This is a genomic window from Niastella populi, from assembly GCF_002078015.1.
GTDB lineage: Bacteria > Bacteroidota > Bacteroidia > Chitinophagales > Chitinophagaceae > Niastella > Niastella populi.
Genome location: NZ_LWBP01000231.1, coordinates 1 through 20,037, shown reverse-complemented (window position 1 = coordinate 20,037; position 20,037 = coordinate 1). Strand labels below are relative to the sequence as shown.

Below are 20,037 nucleotides of genomic sequence, written 5' to 3'. Positions count from 1 at the left end.
GGCAATAGAAGAACTGATCTTTTTCAGATGCGAAAATGATCTTTTTCAGTTAAAAATAAACGATCCAATGACGAGGATCATACAGGAACTGTTTTTTCGTCCTGTTTTAATTTCCAATAATATTTATTACCGGGCAACGATGCCCCGCCGCTGTTCCTTATTCTTTTGTTTCTCCAGCTTTCTGAAATAACCGCGGAACAGGAAATTATGTTTCAGTGCTTCCATATTCTGGCTGAATGCATCCGTGCCTTTTTGAATGTTGTCGAGGCTACTGCTGATCTTAGTCACCATGGCGGGTGCGGGCAAGCGCTATCCTTTTACGCATGCCGCCCGATAATTCCGCCGGCATCATATCAACGGTATGCACCAGCCCAACGTCTTCCAGCGCATCCATTACCAGCTTATCCACTTCCGGCTGTTCTACACGCATCCAGTGCCTGCGCAGGGGAAACTCCAGGTTTTGCCGCACCGTCATTGAATCGTACAGGGCATTGCTTTGAAACAAAAAACCCACTTTGGCGCGTATCTTGTCGAGATCATCCTGGTTCAGGTCGGGAATATTTTTGCCGAACACTTCTATTGTTCCACTATCAGGACTTAGCAGGCCAATGATGCACTTGATGAGCACCGATTTCCCTGAGCCCGACTTGCCCAGCTCCACCAGGTTTTCGCCCTCGCCAAGCGACAGGCTGAAATCATTCAACACGTTGTTACTGCCAAATGATTTATAAAGATGCCTGACCCCGAGCACTTCTTTTAACGGGGTCTTTTTCTTTTCAGGCGGCATCATTATCTGTTCTTGCATTTTTGTTTAATTAAGGTTTAACAGGTCTGTGATCTGTACGGCCACGAGGTCAATTACAAATATCATGATCGAGGAAACTACCACCGCCGAGTTGGCCGACTGGCCTACCCCTTCGGTTCCTTTTGCTGAAAAATATCCTTTATAACAACCGATGATACCTACGGCAAAACCAAAAAAGAAAGATTTGATGAACGCCGGCAGCACATCGCCAAACACGAGGTTATCGAACACCTGGGTGTAAAACAGGTGAAAACTGGTAATGCCCCGGATATTCACCCCTACATATGACCCGAATAACGAAATGGCATCACCCAACGTTACCAGAACCGGCAACATGAGGGTGGCCGCCAACACCCTTGTTACAACAAGGTATTTGAACGGGTTGGTGCCGGAAACTTCCATGGCGTCTATCTGCTCCGTTACTTTCATTGACCCCAGCTCGGCGCCAATGCTGCTGCCTATTTTACCGGCAAAGATCAGGGCCGTTATCACCGGTCCTATTTCACGTACGATCGCAATGCCCACCATGGACGGAAGCTGGGATTCAACCCCGTACTCGATCAGGGAGGGACGAAGCTGAATGGTTAGCACAAGCCCCATTATAAAAGCCGTTAGCCCTATTAGCGGAAATGATCTGTATCCTATCACAAAGCACTGCCTGATGAATTCAGCCACTTCATACCTCGGCCTGAACAACTCTTTGAAAAAACGGCCGGCAAAGGCCGACACATCGCAGGTCTCATGTAAGAATCTGCCTGTTTTTACTGGTAATGCCATACAATTGAATTATTCTAAAGTTCCCCCCGTTTAAGCTCGTTCTTTATGAAGCAGGTCATTGCAGTAAATGATAGTGATCACCAGCGGCCATTACCCGATGATAAAACTCACCGGCATAAATGACGTACGTTTCGCCCCGGCACTCACATAACCGTTAGCTTTAAATATGACCAATAATATAAATACCTCATCTGCGATACTGACCCGGCTTCAACTGGCCGTATTTACCGCGGTTATCCTGTATTTCGGCAGATCACTGCTTGTACCGTTATCTTACAGTTTGCTTATTGCACTCGTGTTGTACCCGGTTTGTAAATGGCTTGAACAACACAGGTGGCCGCGCAGCCTTGCCATAACCGCAGGCCTGCTGATCGTGGTTCTTTTATTCGGAATACTGGTAGGTTTATTTGTTGTGCAGGTAAATGTATTGCGCCAGGATGTGCCGCAGCTGCTGGCCAAACTAAAACCTACCCTCGCTGAATTGCAGCAATGGATAGCAACCGGTTTCAATATTTCCGTGGAAGCACAGAACAACTGGTGGCAACAGCTGATCCAAAACCTGGGCAGCAGCCCGGGCAGTATAATACAGGCAACGATTGCAGCCACTGCCGGCGGATTATTTACCTTATTTCTTGTTCCGGTGTTTGCCGCTTTGTTCTTATACAACAGAGAAGTGTTTGTACAATTTCTGGCGAAGCTGGCCGGAAACCGGTATAACAAACAATTACATGTCGTATTGACCGAAACCACACATACTTATTATAAGTTCATCAAGGGAATGGTTATGGTATACCTGATCGTAGGTATGCTTAACAGCATCGGGCTTCTGGCCCTCGGCATTCCCCATGCCATCCTTTTCGGAATGCTTACCGCCATCATGACGATCATACCCTATGTGGGAATTTTCATAAGCGCCTTAGTACCGATCACCATTGCCTGGGTCACTAAAGACAGCATCTGGTATCCCTTAGGCGTGGTGGCCGTATTTACGGTTGTACAGTACCTTGAAGCCAATCTTATTTTCCCGAAAGTGGTTGCCACCCAGATAAAAGTAAGCACCTGGGCAACCCTCATAGCCATATTGGCCGGCGGTCTTTTGTGGGGTGTGTCAGGAATGATCCTCTTTATACCATTTATAGGCATCCTGAAGATCATAAGCGATCAAATACCCGAATGGATGGCATTGAAGATCTTATTGAGCCGTGATGAAAAGAAAAAATTGTAATTTAATGATAAGAATAAATTGCCATGAATATAGACGCCGGCCATCTTACGTCGTTATTTGAACATTCCACCGAAGGAATTATCCTCACGAACGGGGAAGGCAGGATCGTTTTGATCAATCCCGCCGCGCAATCGATATTCGGGTACAGTGAACAGGAAATTACCGGCAGGCCTATTGAAACGTTGATCCCCGACCGTGCCCGGGTGAACCACGCCCAACTAAGGGCGGGGTTCTATGAGCATCCGCAGCACAGGGTTATGGGGCACGGACGCGACCTTTATGGAAAGAAAAAGGACGGCAACGAAATCCCGGTTGAGGTAAGCCTTAGTTTTTATAAACGCGACGGCGAACTGTTTGTCATTGCATTTATCGTTGATATAACCCTCAGGAAAGCCATTGAACAGAACAATCTCATGCAGCAAAAGCAATTGGAGCAGATGGCCATCGATATGAGGATCCTGAACGCAGAACTGGAGACCAAGGTAAAGGAAAGGACCATGATATTGCAGGAAGCGCTGAAAGAGCTGGAAAGATCGCAGAACGACCTGAACGAGGCGCTTAGCAAGGAAAAGGAGTTGAGTGAAATAAAGTCACGGTTTGTTTCGATGGCCTCTCACGAGTTCCGCACACCTTTGAGCACCGTTCTGTCATCGGCCGCGTTGGTTTCGCGTTATAATCAACAGGGCGACAATGAAAAAAGTGAAAAGCACATAAAAAAAATAAAGGATGCGGTAAAACACCTGAGCGATCTCCTGGAAGATTTTCTTTCCCTCGGAAAACTCGAAGAGGGGAAAGTACATGCTCATGCAGAACCAATTGATATAAACGATTTTTTAAGAGAGATCATCGAAGAAGTACAGGTCGTAGTCAAAAACGGGCAGGCTTTTGATCTTGAATGTCATACCGGCGGCCAATTTTATACCGACAGGAAACTGTTGAAGAACATTTTGATCAATCTACTGACGAACGCCATAAAGTTTTCCCCCGAGCATTCTTCTATCTACCTGAAAGCGGTGATGAAAGACGGGAACCTGGTAATAACGGTAAAAGATAACGGCATTGGAATATCCGGCGAGGACCAGCAACATTTATTCAGCAGTTTCTTCCGGGGGAAAAATGCGACCAATATCCAGGGAACAGGTTTGGGCCTGCATATTGTTAAACGGTATGTAGAGCTTATTCAGGGTTATATTGAACTTCAAAGTAAATTACAATCGGGAACAACCGTTACGATCACCCTGCCCGACCTTGGTAAAGAATAACCGGTCAGTCGGCATCCCGGTGAAGATCATAATCATTCTCATCACTATCACCAGGCTTTTTCCCGGTACTTATTTCCCTTCCCAGATCGTTCTGCTGCTTCAGGCTCCAGCCATCGGTAATAGAAGTTTCCAGCCAGATATTACCCGATCTCCTGAATACCTGGGTCAGCAACCCGAATTTGCTCATAAAAGCTTTTTCAAGGTCCAGCACAGACATGGCGTCTTCTATTACAAGATCACCTTTATGAATATCACGGCCTTTTGCCAGCCTGAGCTGCTGATCGTGCCTTATTTGATTTTGTTTCAGGGCCAGTTCTTTATTCAGCCCGTTCATTCTGAAGAATTCTATCTTTAAATAAGGATAGATCCGGGAAAAGTCCTGTTGCACATCCCTTACCAGCCGCTCTCCATTTATCAGCAATTGCATAAACAAGATTTTGGATCGTTAAAAAAATAAATACATAATTACATTAAGTAAGTTACCGTTATTGACAGGCAAAAGTTATGATGTTGAACATCGCCGGTATTGATACCCGTCAAACTGCGTCCTAATAAAAAGGGGGATGCATTATGTTTTTATCCTTCCGTCGGCCATTTCTATTATACGGTTCCCTTTGCGGGCGAAATCGTGATCATGGGTAACCGTAATGATGGTGTTACCTTCCTGTACAAGCTGACTGAAAATATTGAATACGACATCGGTATTCACCGAATCGAGGTTTCCGGTAGGTTCATCGGCCATGATGATGGTTGGGTCATTGATCAATGCGCGGGCAATGGCCACGCGTTGCTGCTGACCACCCGATAATTTACCCGACAGTTTATATGCATGTTGATGCATATCCATCCGCCGCAACTTTTCCAGGGCGTTCTTTTCAACTGCCTCATGATCGAAGTTGCCGAGTTTAAGGGCAGGCAGCATTACGTTCTCGATGGCGGTGAATTCAGGCAGCAGATAATGGAACTGAAATACAAAACCGATATACTCATTTCTGAAGCGGGCCATGGCGTTCTCGTTTAAACCGGTTACCCTGGTACCGTTTATATCGATCGTGCCTTCATATTCAGTATCGAGGGTAGACAACAGGTACAACAGGGTGGATTTACCGCAACCCGATTTACCCATGATGGCAACAAATTCGCTTTCGCATATTGATAGTGAAATATCGTACAACACCTGAACGGTATCTGGTCCATGAAAATATTTGTTGAGCTTTTCAGCTTTCAGCAATTCCTGCATATAAGTTGTTTTAACCTCTCAATATGGCCACGGGGTCTACCCGTGACGCTTTTAACGCCGGCAGTAAACCGGCGAGGCCCGTGGTAAGCAGCCCGAAGATCATTCCCACCACGTAATAAAGGGTATTGAAATTCACCGGGAAATGTTTGATCACCACCCACTCGTCTTCGGGCCAGGGTACTTTCGATAAACCATATGACAACAGGAAGCCCAGCAGCAGCCCGGCCATGGAACCTATAAACCCGATGATCAGCGACTGCGACAAAAAGATCTGCACAATGTCTTTCCGGGCAAAACCTTCCGCTTTCAGAATGGCAATGTCTTTCATTTTCCCGATGATAACCATGTTCATGATATTATAAATGCCGAACCCGGCTATCAGTAACAACGTAAAACTCAGCACATAGGTGAAGGTATCCCTTATCAGGTTGCCGGCTTTGATGGAAGCGTTTACGGTTTCCCAGTCATCGGCTTTATAACCATATTTTTTTGCCATCGTGGGTGCATGAACGGGCGCCCGTTCCATGTTTTTCATCTTTAGCCTGATATCGGTGATATAGTCGCGGCTTTTGCCCAATAGCTGTTGCATATCGGTCAGGTTCACATACGCCTTATATTCATCCATGGTAGCGATGCCGAATTTATACAAACCTACCACCCTGAACCGTAAGCTTGCACCCGACGGCGCTACGGCGGTAACCAGGTCGCCGGTGCCTACATTAAGCTTATTGGCCAGTTTATAACCCAGCAGAATGCCGTTGTCGGCCATCAGCAGGTTCTCCGGTTTTCCACTCACCATTTTCTCAGATAATCCAAACAGCCGGTCTTCGTCACGCACATTTATACCATCTACTATGGCGCCCAGTTGAACAGGGCCATAATTAAAAAGCAGTTGCGCCGAAAGAAGCGGCGATACTACCTCCACTTCGCTGTGATTTTGCAGATCGCGGATGATACCGGGCGCATTTTTAAGGTTGAGGTTGATCTGTTTGGGCCGGGGATGACGCACGATGACCAGGTTGTTGCCTTTACCGCCAAAGTATTGCAGGGCAACCGATGTGGAATAATCAGTTTTATAATCATTATAAATGCGGATATCGGGAGTAACCGAAAGCATGATATCCTCAAAAAAATCGTTCATGCCTTTCATAAAGCTCATCATGAGAATGAACATGCCGATACCAAAGGTAACGCCCAGCATGGCCACTATCGTTTGCCGCTTGCGCGACAACAGGTGTACCTTCATGATCTTCAGGTTAACAGGCAGTTTCATGGCGCGTCATTTTGTGGGGTCAGCAATACCGGCGTTCTTTCATCCAACCCGGCGATAATTTCTACATAATCGAGGGTGGTTATGCCGGTTTGAATATTTTTCTTCGCTTTGTTTCCCTTTTGCTGTATCCAAACGCTGTCGGTACCGGCCAGGGCGTTCCTGGGCAATACCAGGGCATTGTTTTTCCTTTGCACAATGATGTTTGCCTCAACAGAGCTATGAATAAATGCCGGCCCGGCGTCTTTGCTGAAAAGGGCGTCTATACGGAAGGTTTGGTCCTGTTCATTCATTACAGGATATATACCTGATACTACTGCTTCATAAATGGTGTCGCCCGTTACGTCGGTTTGAACCAGCACCTGCTGGCCGGTGCGGATCTTTCCGATATCCTGCTGATCGACCGATAGCCTGATCACCTGTTTTCCATGTTCGCCTACCAGCGCCACCACTTCATTGGGAAGCACTGTTTCACCCGCTTCTTTAAACGTCTGGTATACCACGCCGTTACGGTCGCTCCTTACAAAATATTCCTGCAGGTCTTTATTGGCCGAGGTTAACTGGCTGCGGGCATTGCTGTGGGAAACCGCAAGGTCGTTTACAGCGGCATAATACCGCTGTTCTGCAATCGTTCGCTGGTTTACCGAAAGCTGGTAACTGGTATATGCATTGTCGAGGTTGTTTTTAGTACCTATATTTTGCGCCCACAGTGTTTTATACCGATGGTACATAATAGAATCGTTGGCACATTTTACTTTAGCGCTTTGCACCGATAACTTCAGGTCGTTCAGCAAAGGCGACCGGTCCGAAAGGTTATCGGTTACAATCTGGAAATTTTTCAGGGCTGCATGGTACCTGTCCTGCGCCGCCGCATTGCTGATGACATACAGCAGCTGGCCTTTTTTTACCGTATCGCCGTCTTTGACCAGCTTTTGCACAACAGTGCCATTGCTTTGTACAGACAGCCTGTATTCATTTTCAGAAAAGATCTTTCCCGATGCATATACAGCTTCAATTATATCTTTTCGTTCCGGAAAAACCACCGGGGTATCGCCACAACCCGTACAGGATATAACGATGGTGCAACAGGTGATCTTCCAGATGTGGTATGTTAGGATAGACATACTTTAACCAGTTTTGTTGCTGCAATTTAGCCTTACACATGGGGGCAAGGCATGATGGCGGTCAAAAGCAGCACTGAGATTTGGCAGGAAATAGTAAGTAAAACAAATGCCCCTTGCGGGGCATTATGGCATGAATAAAACGATTAAAAAAACTCCCCTGCCTCCTTTTCAGCGGTACGAATGAGTTTTCCGTTCCTGTCATACGCCGCCAGGATCTGCCCTTCAGGTATTCGCCGCAGACCGGGGCAGCAATGATATACGTCAGCATCGACACTGACGCTAGGTTGCTCTTGCTCAGGATCATAAATGGCGATGATTGCCATCATAAAAAAGGGCATACTGAAGCTGGTAGTTTTGAATTAGCCATGTTTCTAAAAAAACATGTAGCATCTAAAACTATATAACCACCGAGAATTCAAATGATATGAAAAAAAATATGCAGAACGATGAACTGCGGTTGTTGCAAAATGAAAGAAACGGCATTTGCATTTCGATAATATTACCCACGCACCCACTGTCGCCCGACCGGAGAACAGACCGGGTACAATTGGAAAAAGACATTCAACAAGCCAGATCTCATATACAAAGCAGGTATGGCAATGCAGTTACCGGCAGCCTGATGCAGAAAATTGACGATTTGTACAACCAATTGGATTTTATGCATAGTACCGCAGGTGTTGGTTTATTTGTTTCAGGTCATGTACAAAAACTCGTTCGCTTTTTCTTCCCGGTAAAAGAAAGAGTATCGATCAGTGACAAATTCGACATCAGGGACCTGTTATATGCATCCTTTTATGATGTGCCGTATTGCGTTTTGGTGTTGTCGCAAAAAGTAGCAAAGCTGTATAATGGAAACCTGAATACAGTTATTGAGATCGCCGATAAATATTTTCCTGTAAAAAACAGCGACGAATATGAATATAACCGGCCCTCGAGGGGCAGCTCATATGCAGGTTATAGTAATGTAAAGGAATTTAAAAAAGATAAATCGGTAACGGAAGAGATAAGGCTGAAAAGCTTTTTCCGGAAAACGGATGAACTGTTACACAATTATCTCAATATTGACACTCCTATAATTGCTGCCGGGGATAACAAAGACCTGGTATATTTCAGCGAGGTATCAGAGCACGACCAGAATATCGCATGTAACATCCCGGGAAATTATACCGCATACAGCGAACGCGAGCTCGGCAATTTAACCTGGAAAGCGATGAAGCAGTTTCTTGATAACAAAAAGGAAAATCTGACCGGTGATCTCAGAGAGCAGATCGGAACCGGCGGCCCGGTCATTACAGGTAATGCTATCGGGGAGATCTGGAGGGCGGCGCTTGACGGCAGAGGCTATAAACTATTTGTCGAAAAGGATCACTCCCTTACGGGTTACGTATCGGACAACAACGAATATGAATTATATCTTCATCCGCCGAAACATGCATACACCATAGTCCCTGATATTGTAAACAGGATCATAGAACTGGTAACCGAAAAATATGGCGAGGTTATTTTGGTCGAAAACGATGCGCTGCGCGACCATAGCAGAATGGCTTTGTTAACGCGGTACTGAGAAATAAAAGCTTTGAATACTAGTCTGATTTAATGATCTAAATTTAATAATATGCGAACGCTTCTTATTATACTCGTTGCCTTTGTGGGCATAACTTCCACATTAATTGGTATGTTGCTGATCGCCTATCCGGTGGTGAGTGCTTATGGCCTGTGGATGGATTTTTTGCATCCTGCTTTTGACAAAAACTTTACACTACCGGGCGTTATGTTTATAATAACCGGCGGCGTAAACCTAAATGCGCTGCTGAGTTGTTCACAACGAAGCAGAACGCAATACAGTTGGTCGTTGATCGGCAGTATATGCATGATGGCCTGGGTGGTTACACATTCGATTTTGTTACAGGCAATGCCCTGGCTGTACCTTACTTATCTTTCCTGCTGCCTGCTCATTTTGCTGCTTTCGTTACAGTTGAAAGGTAAATGGGCGGTATAAGGTTTCGATTGCAGGCACTTCTGTTATCGTTTTAGTTCAGAAATGTTACCTGCTATGAATGATGCGCTATGAACAAAGGTTTATTCAGTTCTTCCATCAGGATGTCGGCCATACTTGGCCTGAACCAGCGGGATACCGTTCCCCTGTTGTAGGCGCCCAGCACTACCAGCAAATTTTCGTCCCTGTTCTTCAACTGATCCACTATTTCAGTGGCGGCATCGCCCCGTAAAACAGTGAATTCCGCTTTCGGGAAATGGCGCTTCATGAATTCCTTCATAAGCCGGTTATCGGGCACGTGCATTGTATCCCTTAGGCTTCTAACCGAAACAACCTGGATATCGAGGCCATCGAGGCCTGAAAAGACATAACTGAAAGTTTTGATGGCATAAACAGAAGAAGGTTCACCATCATACAACAGCACAGCCTTAACAAAAGGGTTAAACTTTCCCGGAACAACCAGCACAGGACATTGCACTTCACTTAACAGGTCGCGCATAAAGCGGGTAGGTACCTTTTCCTCGTAATGGGTAAAGGTTTCCTTGTTATCGATTATCAACAGGTCGGCAAACACGCTTTCGTGAAGCAGTTCATGAATGGCAACATTCCTGTCGTGGTGTACTGCATAGTTCAATCCGGCAGCCTGGCAGGCCTGGCTAAACCTGTCCGCAGCTTCTCCGCGTGCTTTTTCGTCTTTCCTGTCAAGCATGGCCACTTTGTCCTCATCTATATAACTTCTTTCATTTACCAGGTCGTACACTTTGTAACTGTGATAAGTATAATCATCGAGAAAAACACCCACCAGGTGCGAACCGGTTAATTTTGCCAGGTAAACGGCATACTCCGTGGTGCTTTCAGAATACTTCAAACCGTCTATTACTGCAATTATTTTTTTCATATTTAAGTTATTTATGGTGAGCAATAAATACAGGCAGGTTGATGGTCTTTATTAATAATTCGGCGGTACTGTGCCGCACCAGGCCCGATATCATACCGCGGCCAAACGCGCCCATAACTACAAAAATGTTCTTCTTCCCAAGCAGATACCCGAACAGTTCATCGGCTGCTTTGCCCTGCAGGAGCCGGAACCCGGTACCCTGGTAATGCAATTGCAGTAACTCACCCATCTTATCCTTGCCTTTGAACAGGTTCTCCCCCGTTTCATCGACCTGCAGCACCGTGATCTTTTTTCCGGTGAACTCGGGAAACAGATAGGTAAATTGTTTTATGGCGTAAGCGGCCGCTGCCCCGTCATCATAAGCAAATACAATTTCATCTATACCATAAAAACTAAAGGGCGCCAGTACAACCGGGCATTCACTTTTGACCAGTACTTCCCTGATAAAAGAGGAAGGGATCTCCTCTTTCCTGTCTTTAAATGACATATCTGGGTCAACGATCAACAGTTCGGCAAAACGGGTTTCTTTTATGATATCGGCAGGCAGGATAGTGATTTCATTGAAAACGGAACAGTTAGCCCCTCTGTTAGTGCATGCGTCCCTGAAAACACGGACACTTTCGCCGAACAATTCCTGTTTTTCCCCGATAACGGCAGCACCGGGCTCACTGTAAACCGGTTGAGATACAGGTTCCTGAACCTCCGTATCGAGGAATACGCCTGTAAGTTTTGAGTGAGTAAGTTTGGCAATGTAACAGGCAAAATCGAGCACATTTATATTTACCTGCCTGGCATCTATAGCAACTAAAACCCTTTTCATGATGTAAGTTTTAGTAAAGCTATCTTCATTAAATGACCCAACTTATGACCCCCGCTATAACAGGCAATGATAGCGGTCAAACCAACGGCTGGCTTACATCATACGGCTCGCTCAGGGCAAACCAATGACCACCTTCATATAAAGGTTTGACCATGCTCATACTCCTGTTGTAAATGGTAAAATAAATTGTGTGTAAATATTCAATTATGAGCCGCCAGTCTTCTTCCATATTAAAGAATAAATCATTTACCAAAAGCCGGCCGGCCAGGGTGATCTCTATGCTGCATGCCGGTGGAAAAAAAGCTAAAAACCGAAGCGATAAAAAATCAACCGGGGAGTTGCCTTTGTATAACCACGAACGGATCTTCAGGGCTAAAAAACATGATCCATTGTAATCCGGCTGTTCCTGTAATGATGAATTGCGGGAATGAGAATTGCGGGAATGATACGTCCATGGTATGTTCCCTGCCCGGCCGGTCAAGGCGGGCATAAGGCCAAAACTCAATAAATATTTTAAGATGAAAAATTTTGAATCATATATACAAGGCCCCCTTCCCGTGGTTGTTGAATTTTATGCCGACTGGAGCGACGCATGCAACCGGATGCAACCAGTAATGGAAGAAGTAAAAGAAATTGCCGGTTCACGGGCTGTAACCCTGAGGATCGATATCGATAAAAACGAAAATATTGCCCGGCAGTATGGCATTTATACCGTACCCGATATAGCCATATTTAAAGACGGTTCCATGATATGGCATCAGAACGGTATAGTTGCAGCCCATACGATACTCGACCGGCTGATGCTTGAAATGCAATAAGCTATAAGCCCACTATGGCAGTTGCTATGGCAGGATGCCCTGATAACAACAGGTCCGGATCGGGGTATGGGCCCTGCGGCACGGCAGTATACATGAATTGTTATGTTATTCCCCTCGCAACATCGATCAGGTTACATTTTAACGACCACATTTATTTTTGATCAATTGGTTTTCGGACCGGCATAAAAATGGCCGGTATTACCCGGCCTTTTTAAACCTAAACCTGCGAAACACGACATGAGAGAAACTATCTCACATGAGAAAACTGCGGTTTTAATTGTTTACTGGATCTTCGTAGTAAAAGTGGCTTCAATATCTGTTCCCGACTTCTGGCTGTTGACCGCATCGCCAGCGGCTTTATTCGGTGGCTCTGCAGGGTAATGGCGCAACGTGATTGTAATTGAGCCCGTTGCAGCAGCGCCGGTGGTCCAGGTGCTGTTCACACCAAGGTCTACCCCATTTCCATCTTTATCGAGGCCCGATATTGTTATATTAGAACCCGCCGCCGGTTCAAAATAAAAACGGTGGGCATCAGCTTCTTCCTCTATCTCTTCTGTAATGTCTTCAGCGGGGTTTACGGTCTTGTTCAACAATTGCAGCGCCACATCGTATGTTTCTGACGAAGCCAGCACGATCTGGTCTATTGAAGGGGCTGCGCCGCCGGGACCGTCTGCATCCTCAAATTTATATACGAGCGGAGTGCTTCCATCATGTGGCGTTAGTGTAAGTTGCATGGTAGTGATCACCTCCTCCTCGTTGCTTTCCCCTTTTTCTTTTTTGCAGGCCGTGAAAACGGCGGTGGTTAGCAGGGTAAGGATACTGAGATGCAGAAATTGTTTTTTCATACTCTTTGTTTTATTGTTTGTTTTTGTTAGCGTGTGTTATACTTCCATTTACCGGCACCGTTAGCCGTAAATAAATATTCCTTCCGGTTTCATCGGCGAAATACCGCATGCTGTTCAGGTAATCGCGGTAAGCTTTGTTCAACAGGTTCTTTACGCCCAAATTGAAAGTCACCGGAAGTTGGCGCGTGATACAAAGGGTAACCGCTGTATTGAGGTTTACCAACGACCAGGCAGCCGGCGGTGCTTTATAATCCTGTTTTCCATTGTTTTCACCGGGTATGCGGGTTTGCTTAAAAACATGCTGCCATTCCACGCTTACATAAGGATCGCTTAGCCGTTTTATATTTTTGAAGTGGTATACTATTTCTTTGCTTACCCTGTCGGCAGGCATCTGGGTAAGCCAGTCTCCCGCAAGCCTGTTCCTGGCCCGTAGCAGCGATGCGCGTGACACCCACTCCCATTGCTTCCGGGGTTTAATAACAACAGAAACATCGAGGCCTGTAAGCGCAGCATCGGTTTGCCGGTACCTGATCTTTGGAAAAGCGCCGGCGATAGTTAGCACCGGTTCCCCCGGCTCGGGCTGGCGGTAGATAAAATCATTTATGGTATTGTGATACAGGTCTGCTTCGGCAGATACCGTATGCTGCTCATTGTGCCACGACAGGCCCAGTAAAAGATTAATTGCCTGCTCGGCGTGCAGGGTAATGTCGCCCTCCTCATAGGTGGCGGTACCATGGTGAATACCGTTACTCAATAATTCATTCACATGTGGTGCGCGTTCCGACAGTGAAATGGCCGCATTGAGCTTCCACCCGGTAACAGGTTTAAAGGCGGTATTGAAAGCAGCCGCGAAGGTGTTGTAACTGAAATCGAAATTATCGAAAGTACCGCTGCCGGTGATAAGCCGGTTAGTAGAGATCCTTTTATGATCATAGCGTAACCCGGCCTGCATTTCCCACTTGTGCCTCACCCATTTTTCCAGCGCATATGCGCCCCAGGTATTGGCGGTATAATTGGGAATGAAATAGCGGCCGGCATAAGCGTTGTCCTGCTGCATCGCCGAAACACCTGCCGTGCCCTGCCAGTTTTTCCAAACAGGATGTTCCCAACTGATATCTTCCGACAGGGTTGAAATAGTAAGATTGAGCTGGGGTTGTTTATTGTTGCTGCTTCTTACAATATCATACTCTTTACGGTTATTGAACTGCCCTGCCAACTGTATAGTGAAACGATGATCATGAATGATGAATTGAGTTCTTGATTTAGCCAGGTGATGTGTAACATGCTGATAAGGGCGGCCGATGGTATAGGTATTCTGACCAAGGAAAGTGGCATCGGGCCGGTCAGATTCCACTGCCTTCTGCAGATCGCTGAGGTTGCCGGTATGTGAGCCTATGAAGATGCCGGTTTCGGTATTGAACCGGCTGTAAAAAAGTTCGGTGTTGAATTGGCGCCTGCGCCAGCCGGCCGTAGCGGAGAAATTGTATTCTTCGCTGGCTGTATTGTTCAGGCGGTAATGCGGCGTTGTGGCATTGGCGCCTTTTTTGAAAGTGCCCTGTAAGCGATAAGCAAAGGATGGCAGGTTTTGGAACTGTTGCTCCCACACCGCCGAAGCAACATACTGCCGGTTGTTCGTAAAATATCCTGTATTTATTTCCGCCAGATGGCCGGGCTGGTATTGCAACGGTTTCGGCTGTACCAGAATAACACCGCCAATGGCGTCAGACCCGTACCGCAATTCATCTACCCCTTTTATAATGGTGAGCCTGTCTGCAATAAAAGCATCTATTTCAGGTGCATGTTCATTACCCCATTGTTGTCCTTCCTGGCGCACGCCATTGTTGATGGTGAGCAGCCGGTTTCCATGCAGGCCATGAATAACCGGTTTGGCAATGGCAGATCCGGTTTGCAGCAGGGTAACCCCGTTAATTTTTGCCAGCGCTTCCGATATGGAGAACCCTCTTGCTTCTTCCAGTTTCCGCCTGCCGGCCTCTTTTTTAAAACCGGTATTGTTAATGCCGGTACGGGCTGCTACCACTACTTCCGAAAGGGTACTGCGGGCATGCGGCATCAGCACATCGACATGCCGGTTCTTTTCAATTCTTATCTTTTGTTGAATTGTTCCGCAGCTGACATGGCTTACGATCAGCGTATACCGGCCGGTACATAAGTTGTTGAATATAAAATCACCTGAGGAATCGGTAGTAACCTGCCAATCGATCTCCTGCAGCAAAATGCTGGCGCCCGCGAGCGGTTCGCGCGTGTCCTGGTCAGTAATATGACCGGTAAGTTGCGTACTACAGGATTGCGCCTGTACCTGCCGTGCTGCCAGCAGCACAAACAAAAGTAAGAGTCTTGAAATCATTGTATAAAAAATGGGATAAACGCATCTGCGTTTGCTGCAGAATGCCAAAAACAAAAGCCTTAATTAATTAAGCAAATGAGGCAGGCGGGCCGCGAAGAGTGGATATAACTACGGCCTTTAAGCGAATGTTGGCAATCAGGTGCTGGCTGGTGGCCGTGGGATACAGTATGGGCTGCACAACAGCCAGTTGATAAATAAGATCGGTAAATGGCGATTCGGCTACCTGTTCGTGAATATCACACTGGAAACCGCTGGCGCTCAATTGATCTTCATCACCAGAAAGATCATAGGCAAAGGCAATATCCTGGTGGTCTGCAAACAGGTGGTGCAGATAAGCTCTTGGCGTAATGCTGAAGGTGAACAACAGCAGCATACCGTAAGCTAACAGGGATCTTATAACGGAATTTGCTTTCAACTGAAATTGATACAGGGTTGCAAATTAGGCAAATTCCTTTATAAAAGTTCAATATGGATTTTATTAATTCTTTATTAAATGAGCCTGCGCCGGTTCAGGGTGTCTACAGCATGTTCCCCTTTTAAATTCCGGATCGGCTATGGTTTCAGTAAATAACAGCCATCAACGCCCCATTCGATAAGGAATAATCAACTCCACGCGCACCCCGGCCTCACCAGTTGCCGCTTTTTTATCAATGATGGTCAATTGCGCAGGCGTTTTGGTTTGCCGGCTTAATATTTCAAGACGCTCCTGGTTAATGATGGTTGATAAAGGCCGCTTCTGATCATGATCTTCCACGCCCTGAACGCCGCGGCCATTATCCTCTATAATGCAATGCAGCGCTTTATGCTTCATTTGTATATTGATGTTGATCAGCCCTTTCTCCCTCTGGCCTTTGAATCCATGCAAAATGGCGTTTTCGGCAAAAGGCTGTAATAGCATTGGAGGTATCATAACCGTTTCGCGGTTGGGCACACCTTCTACGCTGATCCTGTAAATAAATTTACCATCGTATAACGACTGCTGCAGCGTTAAATAATTTGCCAACGCTTCGAGTTCAAGTTTGAGCGGTACAAAAGGTTCCCGCGCATTTTCAAGGCTTAACCGGAACAGCCGGGTCAACCGCTTAACAAACTCAGTGGCGCCCCCGTTATCCCCCCTTTCAATCAACCGCTGTATACCGCCCACCGAATTGTATAAAAAATGAGAGTCGATCTGCCCCCTCAGTAATTGCTGCCGCAGGTTTGCTTCCCTGATCCTCCTGCTCTTCTGCTTTCCTCTCAACGCCCCAACTACAAATGTGGCAATGATGGTTACGCCGCAGGTAATACGAACAATGGCATTTCGTTGCCGTTCCCTGATTTTTTCACTCGCCTGGTGGCTTAACGCCAGCGACTTTATCTGGTTGTCTTTTTCGAGCAGGCTGTATTTTGCTTCCAGCTCCCTGGCCTGACCGATGATGGAGAAGTCGACTTCCTTCTTGTAATACGCAAACGCGGAATCCAGTGCGGCATAGGCCAGCAAATATTTTCTCTGCAGCGCATAATTCTCTGCCCTGGCCTGCCATATTTTCTTTTGCAGCGCCAGGTTATTTTCCTGAAGCACAAAATGCAGCGCGGTATCGAGCAGGTTTTTATCCATATTGTATTGTCCCAGCTTTCGATAGGTTGCAGCTACATTATAATAAGACTGCGCGTTCAATTCATTCAACGCACGGCTGATCTGCATACCCTTCAACTGGTGCTGAAGCCCCTCTTTTACCAACCCTTTTTTCGAAAGAAGCGCGCCGAGGTTTTCATATCGTACCGCGTCATAATAAGGATTACTGAAACTACTGTCCTTCATCAAAGCCTGAAAAAAAATAAGTGCAGAATCTACCTGGTTCACCCGGTCGTAATATGCAGAAATATTCGTGGCAAAAACCGTTTTATGTTTGGGACTGGTGCTTCTGCTGAATCCCTCGAACAAATACTTTTTCTGCATCGGCGGGTCACCGATCTTTTCATAAATATCATAGAGTTTCATACAAATGAACGGAAGGCCGGGAGAATCGATCTGCTTCGCCAATGAATACGCGTCGAGGGCATAACGCAGGGCGCTGTCGAGCGATCGGCAGTCATTCAGGATAGCAGCGGTTTGAATTTTACCCGCCAGGATCTGCCTTCCTGTTGTATCTTTCTCCATGGCCAGTTGTAATGCCCGGTCGACATAATGCCGCGCGCTATCGGGTTTGTTTTCGAGCTGGTAAGCAACGGCCATACAGCGAAGCCAGGAACATATTTCCACATAGTGGTCCCTTTCTTTGATAACGGGCAGAATGCTGTCTAATCTTTTTTTGGCCGCTGTGGTTTCAAGGTTGTTTAATAACGGGTTGACCTGCTCTTTAAAAAATGACACCATCGACCCGGACACAGGTGCCGGCTCTTTCCTGTTATTCATATTACAGGCCAAACAGATGAATGTCAGGACGAAGATCCTGTACATAGCGCTATAGTTTTTTAAAATAGGAATCAAGCATTTCTTTTTTCCTGACAGCCACCGGGATCTTTGCTCCATCCTCCAAATAAAGTATGCATTCTTTAGGAAGATACCGATCGATATACAGTTCATTTACCATGTACGACTGGTGGGTACGCAGGAAGGAGTCGGCAGGTAAAAATTCTTCGTAATCCTTAAGGGATTTAGTGGTTACTACTTTCTTTCCGTCGTTTAAAAAAAAAGTGGTATAGCCATTATCGCCTTTAAGGTATTTGATCTTATTTAACTCAACGATCTGTACATAATACCGGTTCCGCAATGCGATGTAACCCTGTTCAATGTTTTTCCTGAAACTGTGCAGGGTGATGGCAATCTGTTCCTGCAACAGGGGTTTCGAAACGACGACCCTTTGTAACGCTTCGGTCAATTCCTGTTTGTTTAGCGGCTTTAGTAAGTAATCGATGGCCCCATACCGGATGGCGCGGATAGCGTACTCATGATGAGCCGTGAGGAATATGACCTTCATTTGTGCAGGCAGCTGTTCCAGGATGTCGAACCCGGTTCCGTCGGGCAGCCCGATATCGAGTAACAACAGATCGGGTTGGGTATGATGAATAAGAACAATGGCGTCATGAACGGTACCGCATGTACCTATCACGATAAAGCCTGTTTGCTGTTTTATAAAGTCCTCAATATCGTGCCTGATGGCGATCATGTCTTCAACTATGATCACCCGTAAGGGAGCAGTGAGGTTCATGGTTATGGGGGTTAAAAAATCTATATTAAATTTAACATTAATTAAGCTCACTCATTTGCCTGAAAGGCTGCAGTGCATACTTATTGATCACAATCAAATGCTTCCAAAAAAGGGAAAAACAGGAAATAACATCACTCTTTTTTTACGAATTCTCCCAGAATCCGTACGAATCTGGAATAACTCCCGACGAATCTGGAATAGGCAATAATCGTGTTGTATCCTCATTTAATTTTGATCCTGTCAACCGTGATCTTCTAACGCTAAACGATATACCATGCCTGCCTTTCAAACAACGTTCGGGAAATTGACCCAATCATGGCAGCTCCGTTTACAGGATGCGGAAGCCCGGGAATCCGATCTGCCCGCCAGGGTGGAAAAATGTATAAGCATCTGCGAAGAAGGCCTCCAGCAGCTCAGACAATGGGTAATGGAGCATCCCTTTCCCGGCAGGGATTGCGAGATCTATTTTTTTAAACAGGTAAAACCGGTGATCATGGCGCGGTATATCTATTACCAGAAAATATATCGCCTGCACATTGGTTATTTCAATGGCAGCGGGTTATTGGCTAAAGAGCGGCTGGAACAGGAACTGAAGGATATCACGCGTTATTTTTCCGATAACGCAGATTTTTATACATACTACCGTATGGGTTATACCCATCATGACGAAATGTATTTTGTACGCGGAGCATATGACTGGAAAATTTGTCCCGGAGTAAATAATTTTGATGCGGTCTTCTCTACCAGCTGCGATGGAAAGCTGGCCGAGCTGATGGCTTATGAGCTGTTGTTGAAATACATCGATGAAAGATTGAACCCTGCAGTAAAACTCACTGAGCCTGCCCCGCTTTGCGGGACCACTGCTTCGCGGCCGGCTGTTTCTTCTACGCTTACATGTACGGCTTCGATTACCGATATTGTTGAACTGGGGTATGCGTTGTATGCGACCGGTTTTTTTAATAATGGAAAAGCTTCCATTAAGGACATTATGCATCTCCTATCAGCAACATTAAATGTAAACCTCGGAAAATATTACGACACTTCTATTCAATTGCGGGAGCGAAAAAATCCAACCCAATTCCTCGATGGATTAAAAGCCAGCCTTATCCGGTATTTTAACCAGTTTTAAGAGATGCTGTAATTTTTTTTACCAGGCTGGTAAATTATTTTGGAAATATTTTGTATCGGGCATGCATTGCTGTAGTAAGCTACTTCATGCATGCTTTTTTGTTGCAATTTTTTAAACAGTTGTTGCAAAAATAAATCTTTACCAGGCTGGTAACGCCCTGGTAAATCGTTCCGCGCAAACGCCCCAGTTTTGTGATCATAAAACAGATCACCATGACAAACACATACAATATAGCCGCGGTAGATGGTAACGTAATGGTACCCGTATTGTCT

23 protein-coding genes are annotated in these 20,037 nt (G+C 45.9%); 7 read left to right on the top strand and 16 right to left on the bottom strand.

Going from position 1 to position 20,037, the window contains the following annotated elements; all coding sequences use genetic code 11:
• Positions 1-126: 126 nt before the first annotated feature.
• Genes A4R26_RS35270 through A4R26_RS30220 form a run of 3 tightly spaced genes read right to left on the bottom strand, consistent with a single transcriptional unit; the run spans position 127 to position 1,582 of the window.
• Positions 127-291 (bottom strand): hypothetical protein, encoded by a 165-nt coding sequence (locus tag A4R26_RS35270; protein WP_165760471.1) that lies wholly within the window; start codon positions 289-291, stop codon positions 127-129.
• Positions 281-805 (bottom strand): ABC transporter ATP-binding protein, encoded by a 525-nt coding sequence (locus A4R26_RS30225; RefSeq protein ID WP_081170260.1) that lies wholly within the window; start codon positions 803-805, stop codon positions 281-283. The genes A4R26_RS35270 and A4R26_RS30225 overlap by 11 nt, the downstream gene beginning before the upstream one ends.
• Before the next feature lie 6 nt (positions 806-811).
• Positions 812-1,582, bottom strand: a complete 771-nt coding sequence (locus tag A4R26_RS30220; RefSeq protein ID WP_081170259.1) for an MlaE family ABC transporter permease — start codon at positions 1,580-1,582, stop codon at positions 812-814.
• A 166-nt stretch (positions 1,583-1,748) separates the two neighbouring features.
• On the opposite strand from A4R26_RS30220, the gene A4R26_RS30215 reads away from it, so the two are divergent.
• Both A4R26_RS30215 and A4R26_RS30210 read left to right on the top strand, forming a co-directional pair.
• Positions 1,749-2,807 (top strand): AI-2E family transporter, encoded by a 1,059-nt coding sequence (locus A4R26_RS30215; protein WP_081170258.1) that lies wholly within the window; start codon positions 1,749-1,751, stop codon positions 2,805-2,807.
• A 23-nt stretch (positions 2,808-2,830) separates the two neighbouring features.
• Complete coding sequence (locus A4R26_RS30210; RefSeq protein WP_081170257.1) at positions 2,831-4,069, top strand: PAS domain-containing sensor histidine kinase; 1,239 nt, start codon at positions 2,831-2,833, stop codon at positions 4,067-4,069.
• A 4-nt stretch (positions 4,070-4,073) separates the two neighbouring features.
• Here A4R26_RS30210 and A4R26_RS30205 read toward each other — a convergent pair whose 3' ends face one another.
• The 5 genes from A4R26_RS30205 to A4R26_RS30185 form a co-directional block, all read right to left on the bottom strand.
• The gene (locus tag A4R26_RS30205; RefSeq protein ID WP_081170256.1) at positions 4,074-4,496 is read right to left on the bottom strand and encodes a hypothetical protein; all 423 of its coding nucleotides are present in this window, start codon (positions 4,494-4,496) and stop codon (positions 4,074-4,076) included.
• A gap of 141 nt (positions 4,497-4,637) precedes the next feature.
• The gene (locus A4R26_RS30200; RefSeq protein WP_081170255.1) at positions 4,638-5,309 is read right to left on the bottom strand and encodes an ABC transporter ATP-binding protein; all 672 of its coding nucleotides are present in this window, start codon (positions 5,307-5,309) and stop codon (positions 4,638-4,640) included.
• A gap of 10 nt (positions 5,310-5,319) precedes the next feature.
• On the bottom strand, positions 5,320-6,582 hold the full coding sequence (locus tag A4R26_RS30195) for an ABC transporter permease (RefSeq protein WP_081170254.1): 1,263 nt from the start codon (positions 6,580-6,582) through the stop codon (positions 5,320-5,322).
• Positions 6,579-7,703 carry an efflux RND transporter periplasmic adaptor subunit gene (locus A4R26_RS30190; RefSeq protein ID WP_081170253.1) on the bottom strand — a complete coding sequence of 375 codons (1,125 nt, stop codon included), beginning with the start codon at positions 7,701-7,703 and terminating at the stop codon, positions 6,579-6,581. Before A4R26_RS30190 ends, A4R26_RS30195 begins: the two co-directional genes overlap by 4 nt.
• 143 nt (positions 7,704-7,846) lie before the next feature.
• Entirely contained in the window at positions 7,847-8,041 is a 195-nt protein-coding gene (locus A4R26_RS30185) for a hypothetical protein (protein WP_081170252.1), read from the bottom strand.
• A gap of 86 nt (positions 8,042-8,127) precedes the next feature.
• On the opposite strand from A4R26_RS30185, the gene A4R26_RS30180 reads away from it, so the two are divergent.
• Positions 8,128-9,267, top strand: coding sequence for a baeRF3 domain-containing protein (locus tag A4R26_RS30180; RefSeq protein ID WP_242675058.1), 1,140 nt, complete (start codon positions 8,128-8,130; stop codon positions 9,265-9,267).
• Between the two features lie 51 nt (positions 9,268-9,318).
• Entirely contained in the window at positions 9,319-9,702 is a 384-nt protein-coding gene (locus tag A4R26_RS30175) for a hypothetical protein (protein ID WP_081170251.1), read from the top strand.
• Between the two features lie 52 nt (positions 9,703-9,754).
• On the opposite strand, the gene A4R26_RS30170 is transcribed toward A4R26_RS30175, so the two are convergent.
• On the bottom strand, positions 9,755-10,597 hold the full coding sequence (locus A4R26_RS30170; protein WP_081170250.1) for a universal stress protein: 843 nt from the start codon (positions 10,595-10,597) through the stop codon (positions 9,755-9,757).
• A 7-nt stretch (positions 10,598-10,604) separates the two neighbouring features.
• Complete coding sequence (locus tag A4R26_RS30165) at positions 10,605-11,417, bottom strand: universal stress protein (RefSeq protein WP_081170249.1); 813 nt, start codon at positions 11,415-11,417, stop codon at positions 10,605-10,607.
• A gap of 206 nt (positions 11,418-11,623) precedes the next feature.
• On the opposite strand from A4R26_RS30165, the gene A4R26_RS30160 reads away from it, so the two are divergent.
• Together A4R26_RS30160 and A4R26_RS30155 are read left to right on the top strand one after the other, a co-directional pair.
• On the top strand, positions 11,624-11,812 hold the full coding sequence (locus A4R26_RS30160; protein ID WP_081170248.1) for a hypothetical protein: 189 nt from the start codon (positions 11,624-11,626) through the stop codon (positions 11,810-11,812).
• A 123-nt stretch (positions 11,813-11,935) separates the two neighbouring features.
• A complete protein-coding gene (locus A4R26_RS30155; protein WP_165760470.1) occupies positions 11,936-12,235 on the top strand; it encodes a thioredoxin family protein in 300 nt (99 codons plus the stop codon).
• 281 nt (positions 12,236-12,516) lie between these two features.
• On the opposite strand, the gene A4R26_RS30150 is transcribed toward A4R26_RS30155, so the two are convergent.
• From A4R26_RS30150 to A4R26_RS30130, 5 genes are all read right to left on the bottom strand, one after another.
• Positions 12,517-13,080, bottom strand: a complete 564-nt coding sequence (locus A4R26_RS30150; RefSeq protein WP_081170246.1) for a hypothetical protein — start codon at positions 13,078-13,080, stop codon at positions 12,517-12,519.
• Positions 13,081-13,090: 10 nt separating this feature from the next.
• Positions 13,091-15,445: a TonB-dependent receptor gene (locus A4R26_RS30145; RefSeq protein ID WP_081170245.1), complete on the bottom strand. Its 2,355-nt coding sequence runs from the start codon at positions 15,443-15,445 to the stop codon at positions 13,091-13,093.
• A gap of 67 nt (positions 15,446-15,512) precedes the next feature.
• Positions 15,513-15,860 (bottom strand): hypothetical protein, encoded by a 348-nt coding sequence (locus A4R26_RS30140; RefSeq protein ID WP_133054827.1) that lies wholly within the window; start codon positions 15,858-15,860, stop codon positions 15,513-15,515.
• A gap of 162 nt (positions 15,861-16,022) precedes the next feature.
• Positions 16,023-17,885 carry a sensor histidine kinase gene (locus tag A4R26_RS30135; RefSeq protein WP_081170243.1) on the bottom strand — a complete coding sequence of 621 codons (1,863 nt, stop codon included), beginning with the start codon at positions 17,883-17,885 and terminating at the stop codon, positions 16,023-16,025.
• Between the two features lie 4 nt (positions 17,886-17,889).
• The gene (locus tag A4R26_RS30130; RefSeq protein WP_081170242.1) at positions 17,890-18,636 is read right to left on the bottom strand and encodes a LytR/AlgR family response regulator transcription factor; all 747 of its coding nucleotides are present in this window, start codon (positions 18,634-18,636) and stop codon (positions 17,890-17,892) included.
• A 274-nt stretch (positions 18,637-18,910) separates the two neighbouring features.
• Here A4R26_RS30130 and A4R26_RS30125 point away from each other — a divergent pair, with 274 nt between their 5' ends.
• Positions 18,911-19,765, top strand: a complete 855-nt coding sequence (locus A4R26_RS30125) for an RteC domain-containing protein (RefSeq protein WP_081170241.1) — start codon at positions 18,911-18,913, stop codon at positions 19,763-19,765.
• Between the two features lie 79 nt (positions 19,766-19,844).
• On the opposite strand, the gene A4R26_RS35510 is transcribed toward A4R26_RS30125, so the two are convergent.
• Positions 19,845-20,037 (bottom strand): hypothetical protein (locus A4R26_RS35510; protein WP_207625857.1); only part of this gene is annotated, 193 nt, incomplete at its 5' end.

Bases quoted from the DNA above. Each gene is read 5' to 3' on its own strand.
- A4R26_RS30215 (WP_081170258.1), top strand. From the start codon at position 1,749: ATGACCAATAATATAAATACCTCATCTGCGATACTGACCCGGCTTCAA.
- A4R26_RS30200 (WP_081170255.1), bottom strand. From the start codon at position 5,309: ATGCAGGAATTGCTGAAAGCTGAAAAGCTCAACAAATATTTTCATGGA.
- A4R26_RS30205 (WP_081170256.1), bottom strand. From the start codon at position 4,496: ATGCAATTGCTGATAAATGGAGAGCGGCTGGTAAGGGATGTGCAACAG.
- A4R26_RS30180 (WP_242675058.1), top strand. From the start codon at position 8,128: ATGAAAAAAAATATGCAGAACGATGAACTGCGGTTGTTGCAAAATGAA.
- A4R26_RS30185 (WP_081170252.1), bottom strand. From the start codon at position 8,041: ATGCCCTTTTTTATGATGGCAATCATCGCCATTTATGATCCTGAGCAA.
- A4R26_RS30155 (WP_165760470.1), top strand. From the start codon at position 11,936: ATGAAAAATTTTGAATCATATATACAAGGCCCCCTTCCCGTGGTTGTT.
- A4R26_RS30190 (WP_081170253.1), bottom strand. From the start codon at position 7,703: ATGTCTATCCTAACATACCACATCTGGAAGATCACCTGTTGCACCATC.
- A4R26_RS30170 (WP_081170250.1), bottom strand. From the start codon at position 10,597: ATGAAAAAAATAATTGCAGTAATAGACGGTTTGAAGTATTCTGAAAGC.
- A4R26_RS30220 (WP_081170259.1), bottom strand. From the start codon at position 1,582: ATGGCATTACCAGTAAAAACAGGCAGATTCTTACATGAGACCTGCGAT.
- A4R26_RS30145 (WP_081170245.1), bottom strand. From the start codon at position 15,445: ATGATTTCAAGACTCTTACTTTTGTTTGTGCTGCTGGCAGCACGGCAG.
- A4R26_RS30175 (WP_081170251.1), top strand. From the start codon at position 9,319: ATGCGAACGCTTCTTATTATACTCGTTGCCTTTGTGGGCATAACTTCC.
- A4R26_RS30195 (WP_081170254.1), bottom strand. From the start codon at position 6,582: ATGAAACTGCCTGTTAACCTGAAGATCATGAAGGTACACCTGTTGTCG.
- A4R26_RS30130 (WP_081170242.1), bottom strand. From the start codon at position 18,636: ATGAACCTCACTGCTCCCTTACGGGTGATCATAGTTGAAGACATGATC.
- A4R26_RS30150 (WP_081170246.1), bottom strand. From the start codon at position 13,080: ATGAAAAAACAATTTCTGCATCTCAGTATCCTTACCCTGCTAACCACC.
- A4R26_RS30225 (WP_081170260.1), bottom strand. From the start codon at position 805: ATGCAAGAACAGATAATGATGCCGCCTGAAAAGAAAAAGACCCCGTTA.
- A4R26_RS30165 (WP_081170249.1), bottom strand. From the start codon at position 11,417: ATGAAAAGGGTTTTAGTTGCTATAGATGCCAGGCAGGTAAATATAAAT.
- A4R26_RS30125 (WP_081170241.1), top strand. From the start codon at position 18,911: ATGCCTGCCTTTCAAACAACGTTCGGGAAATTGACCCAATCATGGCAG.
- A4R26_RS30160 (WP_081170248.1), top strand. From the start codon at position 11,624: ATGAGCCGCCAGTCTTCTTCCATATTAAAGAATAAATCATTTACCAAA.
- A4R26_RS30210 (WP_081170257.1), top strand. From the start codon at position 2,831: ATGAATATAGACGCCGGCCATCTTACGTCGTTATTTGAACATTCCACC.
- A4R26_RS35270 (WP_165760471.1), bottom strand. From the start codon at position 291: ATGGTGACTAAGATCAGCAGTAGCCTCGACAACATTCAAAAAGGCACG.
- A4R26_RS30135 (WP_081170243.1), bottom strand. From the start codon at position 17,885: ATGTACAGGATCTTCGTCCTGACATTCATCTGTTTGGCCTGTAATATG.